The organism is Oceanospirillum sp., from assembly GCF_982874595.1.
In genome coordinates this window covers 20,698-36,138 of sequence record NZ_CEYNZH010000006.1, presented here as the reverse complement: position 1 = coordinate 36,138, position 15,441 = coordinate 20,698, and the positions used below count along the sequence as shown (strand labels likewise).

Below are 15,441 nucleotides of genomic sequence, written 5' to 3'. Positions count from 1 at the left end.
GAAGCATTCATCACGCCAAATTTCGCACTACATTTAAAAGGGCTCACGTCACAGTCGCTGCAGCTTCAGCTTGATTCAAAATCGTCATAATCTGATCCAACTCACCCCAAAGTTGCCCTGATTCTTAAAAGAAAATCATCTAATATCAGAACAACATGACCTGAAATATCAGTTTTAGAGATGCGTCATATTAATCCCCCTTACACGGATCGATATCTATGCAAAGATCTTTGGCGTCCAGAACATCCAACTTCCAGCGTATTTATCTGGCAATCGGCGTCGCCGTCATCACTCTGATCTCGCTTTTTATCGGTTTCGCCAGTTATGACAACCGCCTTTCAGAGCTGAGTAGCGAGCAGGAAAGCAATCACCTGGCAGCTCACAATAAAACCTCCTCAGAACTACAGGAAAGCGGCGAGCAGATGATTGAGCACCTGCTGCGCCTTAAACTGGAACTGATCACTACAGGGTTACTACAGCCTGAAACCCCATTTGATGCCAGGGCCTTTGAAACCATATTTCTCCAATCGATTCAGGATTCCAACTCACTGGACCAGATTCGCTGGATCGATCTAAGTGGCGATGAAAAAGCAAGAGTCGACCGTCTCTGGGCTAATCAGCAATGGCAACACTCAACGAGTAACGCTCTGCAGAACAAAAAACATCGTTATTACTTCACTGAAATCTTACTGCAGAAAAGCAACAGCATTTATAACTCGCCTCTCGATCTTAACCGGGAAAACAAACAGCTGGTTATTCCCTACGAACCCACCCTGAGGCTGGGTGTGCTCTCAACCAATGAAAGAGAGAACCTCAAAAATGGCATGATTGTGGTCAATCACAATTTGGCTCCGGTAATGCGCAACATCAAACAAAGCCTGCCTGAAAATATCCAGATTGAGATCATCGATACCGAAGGCTACTGGGTTTTGAACAGTGCTGATCCATCACTGGAATGGGGCTGGGATACCGGCCGGGAACAGCTGACAGTGAGACAGCGCCAACCCGACGAATACCACAAAATGATCAATCTACAGGGACTGAATCCATTTGATTATGAACAGATGTCTCAATGGAATCGTCTGACACTGTTAGCCAAACAAACCCGCCCTGTCACCTTGTATATCCGCACCAAAACCAGTGACCACACTATCGCCGCCCTGAAAGAACAGAGTCGCCTCCATGGTATTCTCAACGGCGGGGGAAGCTTTATCATTATGATGTCGCTTATGGCGCTCTACCGCCGTAACAATCAACAAAAATACCGACGGGATCAGGAGCTGATCACTCTGCTGGATACTGCGGTTGACCCCATTTTACTGCTGGATGACCAACAAAATATTATCTACGCCAACACCAAAGCATACGGCCCCCTGCTACCTGAAAACCCCAAAAACAAAACCAATATCCGTGATGTGATGAAGGGGCAACCCTTACCCACAGAGCATCAGGATGTCGAACTTTCAATCGATGTGGCCGGTGACACCCGCTACTACCGTGTTCGTATTGAACACATTCAGGTCAATAGTCAGAAGCGCGCTCTTATAGTTTTTCGGGATATCACGGAAGAACGGCATAGCTTGCAGCAACTGGAAACGCAAAACTGGCGAATGGATAAAATCCTAGCCGGAACCAATCTGGGGACCTGGGAGTGGAATGTACAGACCGGTGAAACCCTATTCAACGAACGCTGGGCGGAGATCGTGGGTTATCAGCTGGAAGAACTGCAGCCGGTCAGCATTGAGACCTGGATGAAATTTGCCCACCCGGATGATCTACAAGAAAGCGAACGCCTACTCAATGCTCACTTCAACGGTGAAACAGATTATTACGAATTTGAAAGTCGCATGATTCACCGGGATGGCCATGAAGTCTGGGTGTTAGATCGCGGTAGGGTTTTCTCCTGGACGCCAGACGGGCAACCCCTGCAAATGTACGGAACTCATCAGGAGATTACCGAGCAGAAAGAACTGGAACAGATACTGAAAAAGAATAAAGAGCAGGCCGAACATCTCAATGAGGCCAAAGATCTGTTTCTGGCCAATATGAGCCATGAAATCCGAACTCCGATCAGCGGGGTCATCGGTACACTTAATCTGCTGAAGGACACGCCTCTGGATGCCTCTCAGGCTAATCTGCTAGGTGTCTCATTACGTAGTGCCGAAGCGATGCTTGAACTGATCAATGACATCCTCGACTTGTCCAAGATTAACGCCGGTAAACTTGAGATCGAAGCGCATACCTTTGTGCTGAATGAACTGCTCGATGACCTGACCAGCACCCTAGGCAGTAAGGCCAATGAGAAAGGGGTTCAACTGGCCTGCCCCAGCCACCATCTGCCGATAATACATGTCACTGGCGACTCACTGCGTATTCGTCAGGTACTGACCAATCTGGTAGGTAACGCGATTAAATTCACACAAAACGGCGAAGTGCTTGTGAACGTCGATGTCCTGTCGGCACCGGGCATGGTCACCTTCAGTGTGATCGATACAGGTATTGGCCTGACCGAAGAGCAGCTGGGAAAACTGTTTCAGCGTTTTGAACAGGCTGATACCTCAACCACACGCCAGTATGGTGGCTCAGGGTTAGGACTCTATATCAGCCAGGAATTGGTCAGCAAAATGGGCGGAACATTGGAAGTGTCCAGTGAAGCGGGAAAAGGCAGCTGCTTTTACTTTACCCTTCCGCTTGAAACAGAGATACAAGCACCGATAACTAAAGTGCATCCCCATTTTGAAACATCCCGATTGCTGGCTTGGTCCTATAACCCAGCTATTCGGGATATGCTGCAAAGTTTGTTCTCAGCCTGGTCCCTACCTCATCAGGTGGTATCGGAACCGGATGAGGTCTATCAGGTTCTTCAGGAAAGTTTGAATACTCATAGCAGTATTCAGTTATTTATCTTTGAATATGACCCTGTTAATGACCACGCAAGCAAGTTGCTTGAAGAAATCCACTTAGCTGCTCAATTCTCAGATATGAAATTACTGGCTATTTCGCCGGCACTGCCCGCTGAGACTTATCAGAGATTGGCCAATTGTGTCGATGGAATTATCTACAAGCCACTGGTTCATTCAGACCTGTATAACCATATTCAGCCCCTTATTCTTGGAGGTGATCCGCAAGACTCCAGCCAGATAGGTAATGTCTCTCAGGAAGAGGAATCACCTTTGGCGGGTAAAGTTCTACAAGGGAAAATTCTGATCGCCGAAGATAACATCACCAACCAACTGATTACCCGATCAATGGTCGAAAAGCTGGGCTTAAGCTGTGATATAGCTTCTAACGGACTGATTGCAACGGAAGCAATGGCGGAAAAACGCTATGACCTGATTCTGATGGACTGCCAGATGCCGGTTATGGATGGTTATAAAGCAACTGAGCAACTACGTGCCAGCCATGATTGGGCAACATCGAATAGCGTACCTGTGGTTGCCCTAACGGCAAATGCCATGATAGGCGATGATCAACACTGCTATGATGCGGGAATGGATGCTTATCTGAGTAAACCACTCTATCAGGATCAGTTATTGAATACCCTGATTCAGTTTTTAGGGCAGCCAGTTCCGCAACCTTTAACCCAAGCGGATCAGCAGCTGTCTGAACCTGAAGCGGATACACCGGAAGACCATCAAAATACGAATCGGTCTTCAACAGAGGGGTTGGCTAATGACCGCGCTATTCTGGACTATCAGCAGCTATTAGAGCGACTGAATCAGGATTCAGCAATCGCAGCAGAAGTATTGGATGCCTTCCTGCAGGATACCCCCGAAATTATGGGTAATCTCTCTCAATTAACTGGCCAGGGTGCACCTACACCTGATCAGATTTCTGAGGCTATAAGGGCTGTTCATACGATCAAAGGTGCTGCGGCCAACATTAACGGATCATCCGTGAACCATATTGCCTGCGAACTAGAGTCAGATCTCCTCGCCCATGAAAATGATCCCGTTCAGTTCCTGAATAGTCTGCAACAGCGAATTGATTCCCTGAACAATGCATACGCTGAATTGGCAAATGAGATCGAACAATATCTGAAGCACTAATACTTATCGATACCAGTTACCAACTGGCTTACTGAAGAGACTAGCGCTGCTGGGCTTATTACGATTGATTAGACAAAGGGTTGTGAAACCTGCTTGTAAGCCTCATGGCATACAAGAAGGGCTGTATTCTTAAGGGCTTGGGATGGGTTACACCTTGCTCAAAGATTTTACCAGTCCCTTACTGAGGTTTCTCTTTGAAGTTTCTGTTTTTCGCATACCTTAAAAACTAGAAAAAATTTCTCAACTTATGGGTTAAATCGTATTTCAACTTTTGGTTTAAAAAATGCTGTAACCCTTTGATTTTTAGCAATCCAGTTTTTCACTTTATGGTTTAGTCCACATGATATCTTTCAGGACAATTAAGCCCTGAAGCTAACGGCTATTGTCCCCTCTGAATGCTGCCAATTCAATCGTCTGACCAGAGACTTTTTACGCATCTTTACAACACCGTCAGCGTCAATCCTGCGCTGTAAAAGCCTTACCCCCCATGGATAGCAGTAAAGATTAAGAAAGGTTAACCCGCTTGAATACTCTTTCGATTCAGTCTAAGTAAAGAATGTAAATGATAATGATTTTTATTTGGTTGAAACGTAAGCTCCTGCTCCACACCGAATTAAACCGACCTATTCCGTCAATCCGGCCACGATCGGATCAATACGAAACCAAAAGGGGCTAACGAATGAAAACTGTTTTCCGTCCTGTACTACTGGGGCTGAGTGCTGCTGTTGCAGCTGTTGTTCATGCTGATGACAGAGCATCGGCTAATGATCAGGTGAACATGGACTCTGTGGTAGTGACTGCTGCAGGTTTCGAGCAAAAACTAACCGATGCACCTGCCAGTATCTCAGTGATTACTGAAGAGCAGTTACGTTCTCGCCCCTATACGACACTGCTGGATGCGGTGAAAGATCTGGAGGGGGTCGATGTGGGTGAAACCCGCGACAAAACCGGCCAAGGCAGCATCTCTATGCGAGGCATGGGATCTGATTACACCTTAGTACTGATTAATGGCCGCCGTCAGAATAACCATGGTGACATCTACCCAAATAACTTTGGTGGCAACCAGTTTAATCATATTCCACCGCTGGATGCGATTGAGCGTATCGAAGTCATTCGCGGTCCGGCATCGACCCTCTATGGTGCCGATGCGATGGGTGGTGTGATCAACGTCATCACCAAACGTAATGCAGACCAGTGGGCAGGCTCGATAACGACCAGTCGTACCATACAAACCGATGACGACTACGGTGATGACACGACACTCGACTTTTCCGCGATGGGGCCTGTATTACCCGGTAAACTGATGCTTGGGCTGCGTGGCAGCCTTTATGATAAAGAAGCTTCAAACCCCGAATACTCTGATGTTACCGACCCCAATGGAACATCACACAATCGGGAGTTAGGTTTTGGTAGTGGCGGTAAAACCGTTGATAACACTAACAAATCCCTGGGTATGAGCCTGATTTTTACGCCATCAGACAAGCAGACGATTACTTTCGATTACGATACATCAGAGCAGGTTTACAACAACGATGACAGTCAGGTAGGCACCACTGACAACATTGAAGATCTGTGGAATCGAAGCCGCTCTGGCTATGGAGAGGACCAGGAGTTTACCCGCGACCAATTGGCAATCAGTCATGAAGGTCAGTGGAGTTTTGGTCGCAGTACCGTCACGCTGAACCATGTTAAAACCAATAACAATGGGCGAACGCTGCCTCTCAGTGCTGCAGAACGTACCAAGCTGGATGATATGAAAACCAGCTCATGCGGTGGCCTGACCGAAGCACAGTGTAAAGACAAGGTCACAGAAGCCTTTCTGCCACGTCCAAAGCGAACTCTGGAGAGCGCAGAAACCAGTCTGAACAGTAAACTGGAACTTCCCTTCCACAAAGACCACTTTGCTGTTGTCGGCGCTGAAATTACGCAGGGCGAGTTGAAAGATGGCGTGTTCGGCATGGAAGATGGCAGCAGCGGGGCTATTCAGGACTTCACCACCCTATCGGTCTTTGGTGAAGACAACTGGTACGCTACCGATCGTCTTACCCTGACAGCCGGGGCCCGTTACGACCACCACGATACCTTTGGTAGCCAGATCAGCCCTCGTCTGTATAGCGTTTACGCATTGGATGACAGCTGGACGGTTAAGGGGGGTGTCAGTACCGGTTATAAGACCCCAAAAACCACAGATCTGTATGACGGTATCACAGGCTTTGGCGGACAGGGCACAATGCCCTTCTATGGCAACTCTGATCTTGAAGCAGAAACCAGTGTCAGTTCAGAAGTCGCACTTTACTGGCAGCACCCAGTGAAACGCCACAGCTTTAATGTGACCCTGTTTGAAAATGACTTTAAAGACAAGATCAGCTCACAGGCTTGTGACTCTGCTGCGGACTGCGGCATTGAAGGCGACTATGTTGATTCAGGGTTTTCCTCTTACGGCAGCAGAAGCACCAAAAAGGTCAATATCGATAAAGCCACCATTCAGGGTTTAGAGCTGGCCGGCAGTTATGAGATTCTGCCTACGCTGTCTGTTCGTGCAAACTACACCTATACCGATAGCGAGCAGGAAAGTGGTGATCAGAAAGGTTATCCACTAACCGGAACGGCCAAGCATATGGCTAACGCTACTCTGGACTGGATGGCAAGAGATGACCTGAATCTCTTCCTGACGTTAGAATCCCGCAGTAAACGCTTCCGTGGTTTTGGTCGTAATGGGCTGAACGAGGGCAAAGACGGTAGTGTTTACTACAAAGATTACGAAGTACTGCACCTGGGTGCCGCCTGGCAGGCGCTGGATAACATGACGCTGACAGGACGCATCAACAACCTGCTGGATCAGGACTTTAGCAGCCATACCGCCTCTTTCGATGATGCCAACAACGATGGTGTCTACAGTGATGACGAAGTCACTTACTTCGACGATTACAACAACAAAGATAAATCCCGTAACGTTTGGATCTCTGCTAACGTCAGATTCTGATCGCGACTCAACCAATCGAAACACGCTCTACCAATCAAAAACATTCTGCGCCCCTACCGCTATCAGGAGGGGCGTTTTTTTGTTTTCTCCTCCGCCTAATCCCATCATCTGATGATTGAAAAAAATGGCATTTAGTTGGCAACTTTTTTTCTATAGGTTAGTCTCAGGATGTACACATTATTTATTTACCTGTTTTCAGGTCTGTTTAAGACAACAGGTAACACACAATCACGCTGTAAGGGTTTGTGAAGAATTAAAGGTCTGACTCCTTTAAAATCCGACCAGCTCGTTGTACAGGAGAGTTTCCTATGGCCTTAGAAATGATGGTTTCTTTGATTTTAACAGCGGTAATCGGCACCGGCCTATGGATGAGCCTGCAACAGATAGCCCATAAGCCAAAAGCGATCCGTATTAAAGCGGATCACGTTCGTAAAGATCGCTGGGACAACCCAAATCCGCCCAAGCACGGTGATTACTGAATCAGCCGTCAGACATATTGAATTGAACAGACTCAAAAAAACGCCGGATCTAAAATCCGGCGTTTTTTTGTCTTGTCCCACTCAGAACAAGATTAACGGGCAATACTCTGCATAATCTGTCGAACACTACTGATCAGATTATTGGAGGCTTCTTTGGTGCGGATTGAAGATTCCGTTGCTTCTGCTGCGGCTTCATTCACTGAATCCAGATTGTTGCGAATCTCTTCCGAGGCAGCACTTTGCTGAGTGGCTGCCGCTGCAATCATCTGGCTCATATCCGTGATGGACTGCATGGTCTGGCTGATGGCATCCAGCGTCTCACCAGCAACCTGAGCCTGATCGACACAGCCTGTGGCGCTTTCCTGACTGGACTTCATCACCCGGACGACTTCCTCGGTTTCTTTCTTCAGACGCTCTAGGGTGCCGTAAATCTCACCGGTAGAATCCTGAGTCCGTTGTGCCAACGCACGAACTTCATCAGCAACCACGGCAAAACCCCGCCCCTGTTCACCGGCACGAGCCGCTTCAATGGCCGCATTCAGTGCTAAAAGATTGGTCTGATCGGCGATTTCAGTGATCACCGAAATCGCTTTAGAAATATCATCTGTCGCCTGATGCAGGCTTTCCACCTGAACAGCCGCTTGCTGAATTGCCGAAGCCAGAATATTGATCGATTGCGCGGTATCATTCACCACACTTCGACCCTGATGAGCTAATTCATTAGCCTGATGCGTTGCATCTGAAGCGGAGTTAGCATTTTGGGCCACTTCATCAATCGCACCGGAAAGCTGACTGATCACGGTGGCGATCTGCTCGACTTCGGCAGCCTGACGGTTGATCGCCTCAGCAGCGTGATCGGCAATATGCGTGGTCTCATCACCCAGTGCGTAGAGCTCTTTAGCGGAGTGAGTAATACGGGTTGTCATCGCACTCACGTTGGCTTCACGCATGATTGCAGCCAGATACATCTGGCCGGCTTCATCGGTAGAATTGGCGTACATCTCTTTTAACAGATCACTGTCGATGTAACGCTTAGCGCGCTCTGTAGCCTTTTTCAATGGCGCCATCAGGGTACGCAGCAGTAACAAACCGACTGCACCAACCCCAGCCGAAACTCCGAGGGTGACCGGCGCCGAAAAATCAAAGGCCCAGCTCAAACCACTTGGAATCAAAGCAGAAGCAAAGAGTAAGACAGGTACACTGGAACTGAGATCCAGATCGTAAAGACTGTAACGGCGGCGGCCTTTGGCGACCCGTTCATAAATAGTCTCAGTGCGCTTGACCAGATTTTGTCTTGGTTTGGAACGAACAGACTGATAACCGATCACTTGTCCGTTATCAAAAATAGGCGTGACAAAGGCGTTAACCCAATAATGATCACCATTTTTACAGCGGTTTTTAACAACTCCCATCCAGGGTTTGTTTTTCTGTAGGGTGGCCCACATATCGGCAAATACAGCTGGCGGAACATCGGGGTGACGGACCATATTGTGTGGTCGTCCCATCAACTCATCCCGGGTAAATCCAGAGATATCTACAAAGGCATCGTTGACAAAGGTGATCTGTCCTTTCAAATCCGTTGTTGATACCAGTGGCAGATCATCGGGAAAACTCTTCTCGACCTGGGTGACAGGTAAGTTCTGTTTCATGGCGCAGCATCCTGTTGCTCAATTTAAAGGTTGTTGTCTTATTGTTATCTGCCGACCTTTTATGAAGGTTCTCTTGTTGCAGATCTCTTCTGTTCATTTGTAGCTGTATTTTTTTGACAGCCATCAACTAAGAAACACTTTATTACAAAATATTACGTTTCTGACAAAATCTTACATTTGTTGATAAATAATCGCCAGAAAAAAACGATAAAAACAAAGTACCAATGACACCTTTTAACCCGGAAAATCCCTAACCGGGTTGCATATACGCCTACGGGGCATGTTATCCTGCACGTTAAACGCTAAATACAGTTAAAGCAAAGGGGCACCCCATGCAAATTCAGGACAACGCAGTTGTATCCATTCACTATACTCTGACTAATGAAGCTGGCGATACTATCGACTCTTCTGCAGGCGCAGAGCCGCTGGCATACCTGCACGGTGCCGCTAATATTATTCCAGGTCTGGAAGACGCTCTGGTCGGTAAAGCAGTTGGTGACAAGCTGAACGTGACTGTTGCCCCAGCAGACGGCTACGGTGAGCACATTGCTGAGCTGGTTCAGGAAGTTCCTTCTGAAATGTTCCAGGGTGTTGATGAAGTACAGGTTGGTATGGAGTTCCATGCCGAATCCAATACCGGTCAGCCAATCGCGGTTACCGTGACTAAGGTTGAAGACGACAAAGTAACCATCGATGCGAACCACCCTCTGGCGGGCGTAACGCTGAACTTTGATGTTGAAGTGGTTGAAGTTCGTGATGCATCTGCTGAAGAGCTGGAGCATGGTCACGTTCACGGTGCTGGTGGTCACGAGCACTAATCAGCAGTCCAGCGCTGGTAATTCATTCTCCGATACTTTATCCGTGAGAAATGAAACAAAAAACCCAAGCCAAGGCTTGGGTTTTTTTATAGCTTCAGAAATGATGCCGTTACGGCAACGCTTTCTGTACCACTTCAAAGAGATCTTTCGATAACTCCGCATCGGCAATACGCTTTAGCTCAACCTGCATCAGTTGCTGTCGTTTGCTATCCATCTTCTGCCAACGGGTGAGCGGCGTAATCAGTCGGGAAGCGATCTGCGGGTTCATCGCATCCAACTCCAGTACCACATCCGCCAGGAACTGATAACTCAGGCCATCGATGCTGTGGAAGTTAACGCGGTTCTGGTTGCAGTAAACACTGATTAATGAACGCACCTTATTGGGGTTCTTCAGACTGAAGGCGGGATGCTCCATCAGTGCTTTAACCCGTGCCAGCGCATCAGGATGCGGACGGCTAGCCTGGACCTGGAACCACTGATCCATTACCAGCGCATCATCGCTCCACTGTTGCTCAAATAGCTCCAGAGCGGCTTTGGCTTTCTCATCCTGCCTGGAGTGAACCAGAGCCATCAATGCAGCGTGCTGATCGGTCATATTGTCAGCTTGGGTAAACTGCTGCCAACTGCGCTCTACAGCCTCATCCGTTTCCAATGTCATCAGATAAGACTGACAAATGTTTTTCAGACGACGCTTGGCGATATCTTCTGCCACGGGGCGGTACTCACCGCTCAGCAGGTTTGCAACAACCGCTTGCTCCAGCTCAGCACTTAATGCCTGCGCCAGTGTCTTGCGGGCAATATTGCGGCAAGCATGAATCGCATCTACCGGTACGACATCAAACTGCTCGGCCAGATAAGCCTCTCCCGGAAGGAGCAGCATCTCCGCCAAAATGGCTGGCTCAAGGCCTGCGGCAAACAGCCCTTTATAGGCGTCGATCAGGGCCGGATCAAGTTCCGGCATCTGCCCGGACTCGTAGTCTGCGATCATCGCCTTCAGGGCAGATATCGCCAAACGCTGACCGGCATCCCAACGGTTAAAGCCATCAGAGTCGTGACGCATCAGGTGCAGTAGCTGGTCCCGGGAATAGTCATAATTCAGTTTTACCGGTGCAGAGAACCCCCGCAGCAAAGAGGGTACCGGAGCGTCTTCAACACCTTCAAAGATAAAGGTCTGCTCAGGCTCCCGCAGGTGCAGAACGCGATCGGCATCGCCCTGTTCTCCGGATGCTTCTCCAGCGCTCAGGTTTAGCGGAAGGTCTTCACCCGCGGTATTCAACAGTCCCAGCTTAACGGGAATATGCAGCGGTTGTTTTTCTGACTGATCCGGTGTCGAAGGTGTCCTCTGATGAATGGTCAAACGGTACTGTTTATTTTTTGCATCAAAAGAACTGTGTACCGTCAGCTCGGGCGTACCCGCCTGGCTGTACCAACGCATAAACTGGGTAAAGTCGATACCGGAAGCATCGGCCATTGCGGCAACAAAGTCTTCGACAGTCACGGCCTGACCATCGTGACGCTCAAAATAGAGGTCTGAACCTTTGCGGAACAGATCAGGCCCCAAGAGATTCGCGATCATACGGACAATCTCGGCACCCTTCTCATAAATCGTCAGAGTGTAGAAGTTTGAGATCTCAATAAAGTGATCCGGACGCACCGGATGCGCAGTCGGGCCTGCGTCTTCCGCAAACTGAGCGGTACGCAGCATGGCCACATCTTCGATACGCTTAACGGCGGCATCATTCATATCCGCCGAGAAACACTGATCCCGGTAAACGGTAAAGCCTTCTTTCAGAGAAAGCTGGAACCAGTCACGGCAGGTCACACGGTTGCCGGACCAGTTGTGGAAATACTCGTGCGCTACCACGCCTTCGATACGCTGGAAGGCACCATCAGTTGCGGTATCCGGACGCGCCAGCACGCAGGAGGAGTTAAAGATGTTAAGGCCTTTGTTCTCCATCGCCCCCATGTTGAAGTCGTTGACCGCCACGATCATATAGATATCCAGATCGTATTCGCGGCCGTAGACCTCTTCATCCCACTTCATAGAGGCTTTCAGAGAGGCCATGGCGTGATCACACTTGGTGATGTTCTCCGGCTCGACCCAGATCTCCAGCGCGACGCTACGGCCGCTCATGGTGGTGAAGGTGTCTTTCACCACCTGCAGATCACCGGCTACCAGGGCAAACAGGTAAGCGGGTTTGTCGAAAGGGTCCTGCCAGGTGACAAAGTGACGGTTGTTGTCCAGATCACCCTTGTCGATCGGGTTACCGTTGGAGAGCAGTACCGGATATTCGGTTTTATCGGCGATCACTTTAGTGGTGAAAGCGGCCATTACGTCCGGGCGATCCGGGTAGTAGGTGATCTTACGAAATCCTTCTGCCTCACACTGGGTACAGAACATAGTGTTGGAACGGTACAGGCCTTCCAGCGAGGTGTTGTTGGCCGGATCGATCTCAACTTCAGTTTCCAGCACAAACTGATCCGGCACATCGGCAATCATCAGCTGCTCACCGGTGACCTGATACTGATCCGCACTCAGAGCAGCGCCATCGATGGCGACTGAAATCAGCTTGAGTTCGCTGCCGTGCAGCTCCAGTGGCAGACCGGCATCACGCTCGGTGTTGCGGCTAAAACGGATGGTACTACGCACACGGGTCTCGTGGGGATAAAGGTCAAACTCCAGATCCACCGACTGCACCAGAAAAGCCGGAGAAAGATAATCTTTCAGATAAATAACGTCGTTGTTGTCAGAATTCATAACATACCCATTGGGATCACAACATCGCCCTGTTTGTTGTAAAGCTTGCATCAGGGCAAAAAGGGTTAAAAAATTTCAGGTTTTACAGAGACAAGAACCGCTTTACTTTAGACTAAAATATCCAATCAAGTTAGAGTACGCTTCCTGTAGAAAAGCTTGTTTGTATAAGGGATTAAAACATGCTGCGGATTCTTCTGCGAAGGAATCTGCAGACGAAATTTAAACAGAAGCGCTACACTGTTAAACGTCAATGTTCAGATACCCCTGAAAAAGGGATTAGAAGCGCTGAACTCCGGCTACAAAGATTTCACAACCCTAAAATACCTCTGAATACCATAAACGGGCGAACCTCTTTCTCATGGACCATACGCAGTTAAAAGCCGAACAAGTAAAGCTGGCCATCCCCTTAAAGATCGCTTCGGTTTACGTTGTTTTTTCCCTGCTCTGGATCTACTTTTCGGACCGCGTTCTGGAAAGCATGATACTGGATCCCGTCCTGCTGTCTGAAATTCAGACCTACAAAGGCTGGGCTTTTGTCCTGCTGTCCGGCCTTCTGATTTTCAGCCTGACCAGTCTTGGCCTTAGACAAAAAAATTCGATACAGAATAAACTGGATCGCCACTCCTCTTTTTTGCAGCAGGTTCTGCAAAGCGTCAGTCACGGGATCATCCAGTATGCGCCAAGTGGTGAGATTATTTTTGCCAATCAGGCCGCCAGAAAAATTTACGGTTTCAAAGAACGCTTACCGGATCATATTGAGCATCTCTGCCTGAGCCCCAAGGATGCCCGCCATCTGACCAGTAGTATTACCGCTCTGGCCGGTGAAAATGACCTGGAGGGTGAACTCCGTTTGCCACAACGCCACAAACAGGGGTTTACTTTCACGGCTTATTTTCAGTGGTCTGTAACACTGGATGATCAACGCCAGGTGGACAGCATTACCGTTGCCGTCAGCGATGTCAGTAAACAGCAGCAACATCAGGAAGAGATGGATCAGGCTGCACTGGTGTTTGAGATGTCAGATGAAGCTTATCTGATTACCGATGTGCATAGCCGGATCCTGAATATCAATCCTGCCTTCACCAAAATTACCGGTTACGAACTGGAGGATGTTAAGGGTAAAACTCCGGAAATTTTCCAGTCGGGTAAACACGACAGCAGTTTCTATCAGGCGCTATGGAATCAGTTAATCAGCCGGGGCCAGTGGCAGGGTGAAGTGATCAACCGTAACAAGAAAGGGGAAGATCAGCATATTTGGCAAAAAATCATGGCGATGAAGGATGCCAGCGGCAATGTGCAGAAGTACATTTCCATGATGTATGAAATCAATAGCCTGAAAGATACCGGGCTGGATGATCTGACACAGCTGCCTAACCTCCCCCAGCTTCGGGATCGTATTAACACGCTGATACCTAATGCGGAGAAAAACAAAGAACACTTCTGTATTGCTTATCTGGATCTGGATAACTTTCAGGCGGTTAATGACAGCTTTGGTCATCAGGTAGGTGATCAGCTGGTACAGGCCGTTGCCCAGCGACTAACAGAAATTGTATCCGAGTCGGATGTGATTGCCCGTCAGGGGGGAGATGAGTTTATTATTCTTGGCCGGAACCTTGGCGATTCACGATGCAGCACCTCTTTCGCATCCGGGCTTTTAGGGGCCTTTGAAAACCCATTCGAACTGGAAGGTCACAAGCTGTTTATTACCTGTAGTATCGGTCTCTGCTGCTATCCTGATGATGGCTCCACAGGTACAACTCTGCTGCGTAATGCCGACACCGCGCTCTACCGTGCAAAAGATATCGGTAAAAACAACTTCCAGTTCTATACCTCACAGCTGACCAGCAATGCGATTCAGAAAATGGAAATAGAGCTGGAACTGCGACGGGCGCTCAATGAGTCACCGGAAGAGTTTGTGGTTTTTTATCAGCCTCAGATCGACCTTAAAACCGGTCAGATCTGCAGCGCTGAAGCCCTGGTTCGCTGGCAACAAGGTGATAAACGCATTGTCCCGGATCTCTTTATTCCTGCCGCGGAAGCCACAGGTCTCATCATTCCTCTGGGGCTTAGGGTACTGGAACAATCCTGCCTTGATTTCCTGACCTGGCAATCGCTGGATATGGATCTGGAAAGGGTCTGTGTCAATGTCTCTATGGTGCAGCTACTTCGCAGCGACTTCTATGAAGACCTGTTGGATATTCTGCAACGTACCGGTATGCCAGCGGCAGCACTGGAACTTGAGATAACCGAAACGGCTCTGATGAAAGAGAACGATCAGGTCATTCAGGCGTTGCAACAACTTCAGGAAATCGGCATTCAGATCGCGATTGATGATTTTGGCACAGGCTATTCCTCTTTGGGTCGTCTGCAGAATCTACCGGTAGACCGCCTTAAAATCGACCGAAGCTTCATGCCGGACAGTGCCGAAGATCAGAATGACCATGCGCTGATCTCATCGGTTATCGGTCTGGCGAACAGCCTGAATCTGGAGGTGATCGCAGAGGGTGTTGAGACCGAGTATCAGGCTGAACTACTGATCCGTAGTCAATGTGAAATGGCTCAAGGCTACCTCTACAGTCAACCGCTGCCGATGACAGACTTTATTCAGCTTTACCAACAATACGCAGAGTCGACAGCTGTAAGCTAAGCCCAAAAACACCGGAACCAGCTCCCCCAAGGTTGGACACTCAACAATTGGGGGGCGA

Annotated in this window: 7 protein-coding genes; 5 read left to right on the top strand and 2 right to left on the bottom strand. The window is 48.7% G+C overall.

The genetic code is table 11. From position 1 onward, the window contains the following. Positions 1-218: 218 nt before the first annotated feature. The 3 genes from AC4GL5_RS04325 to AC4GL5_RS04315 all read left to right on the top strand — a co-directional run bounded on the left by AC4GL5_RS04325 (position 219) and on the right by AC4GL5_RS04315 (position 7,511). Positions 219-4,049 carry an ATP-binding protein gene (locus AC4GL5_RS04325; protein WP_490381562.1) on the top strand — a complete coding sequence of 1,277 codons (3,831 nt, stop codon included), beginning with the start codon at positions 219-221 and terminating at the stop codon, positions 4,047-4,049. Between the two features lie 679 nt (positions 4,050-4,728). After that, positions 4,729-7,032, top strand: a complete 2,304-nt coding sequence (locus AC4GL5_RS04320; protein ID WP_490381561.1) for a TonB-dependent receptor domain-containing protein — start codon at positions 4,729-4,731, stop codon at positions 7,030-7,032. A 308-nt stretch (positions 7,033-7,340) separates the two neighbouring features. Beyond that, complete coding sequence (locus AC4GL5_RS04315; RefSeq protein WP_490381560.1) at positions 7,341-7,511, top strand: hypothetical protein; 171 nt, start codon at positions 7,341-7,343, stop codon at positions 7,509-7,511. 92 nt (positions 7,512-7,603) lie between these two features. On the opposite strand, the gene AC4GL5_RS04310 is transcribed toward AC4GL5_RS04315, so the two are convergent. Continuing rightward, positions 7,604-9,160, bottom strand: coding sequence for a methyl-accepting chemotaxis protein (locus tag AC4GL5_RS04310; RefSeq protein ID WP_490381559.1), 1,557 nt, complete (start codon positions 9,158-9,160; stop codon positions 7,604-7,606). 332 nt (positions 9,161-9,492) lie between these two features. On the opposite strand from AC4GL5_RS04310, the gene AC4GL5_RS04305 reads away from it, so the two are divergent. Continuing rightward, positions 9,493-9,978 carry an FKBP-type peptidyl-prolyl cis-trans isomerase gene (locus tag AC4GL5_RS04305; protein WP_490381558.1) on the top strand — a complete coding sequence of 162 codons (486 nt, stop codon included), beginning with the start codon at positions 9,493-9,495 and terminating at the stop codon, positions 9,976-9,978. A 109-nt stretch (positions 9,979-10,087) separates the two neighbouring features. Here the strand turns inward: AC4GL5_RS04305 and pepN are convergent, their stop codons facing one another. Further along, positions 10,088-12,736, bottom strand: a complete 2,649-nt coding sequence (gene pepN / locus AC4GL5_RS04300) for an aminopeptidase N (protein ID WP_490381557.1) — start codon at positions 12,734-12,736, stop codon at positions 10,088-10,090. A gap of 358 nt (positions 12,737-13,094) precedes the next feature. Here pepN and AC4GL5_RS04295 point away from each other — a divergent pair, with 358 nt between their 5' ends. Then, complete coding sequence (locus AC4GL5_RS04295) at positions 13,095-15,383, top strand: putative bifunctional diguanylate cyclase/phosphodiesterase (RefSeq protein ID WP_490381556.1); 2,289 nt, start codon at positions 13,095-13,097, stop codon at positions 15,381-15,383. The last annotated feature ends 58 nt before the right edge of the window (positions 15,384-15,441 follow it).

Bases quoted from the DNA above. Each gene is read 5' to 3' on its own strand.
- AC4GL5_RS04325 (WP_490381562.1), top strand. From the start codon at position 219: ATGCAAAGATCTTTGGCGTCCAGAACATCCAACTTCCAGCGTATTTAT.
- AC4GL5_RS04320 (WP_490381561.1), top strand. From the start codon at position 4,729: ATGAAAACTGTTTTCCGTCCTGTACTACTGGGGCTGAGTGCTGCTGTT.
- AC4GL5_RS04315 (WP_490381560.1), top strand. From the start codon at position 7,341: ATGGCCTTAGAAATGATGGTTTCTTTGATTTTAACAGCGGTAATCGGC.
- AC4GL5_RS04310 (WP_490381559.1), bottom strand. From the start codon at position 9,160: ATGAAACAGAACTTACCTGTCACCCAGGTCGAGAAGAGTTTTCCCGAT.
- AC4GL5_RS04305 (WP_490381558.1), top strand. From the start codon at position 9,493: ATGCAAATTCAGGACAACGCAGTTGTATCCATTCACTATACTCTGACT.
- pepN (WP_490381557.1), bottom strand. From the start codon at position 12,736: ATGAATTCTGACAACAACGACGTTATTTATCTGAAAGATTATCTTTCT.
- AC4GL5_RS04295 (WP_490381556.1), top strand. From the start codon at position 13,095: ATGGACCATACGCAGTTAAAAGCCGAACAAGTAAAGCTGGCCATCCCC.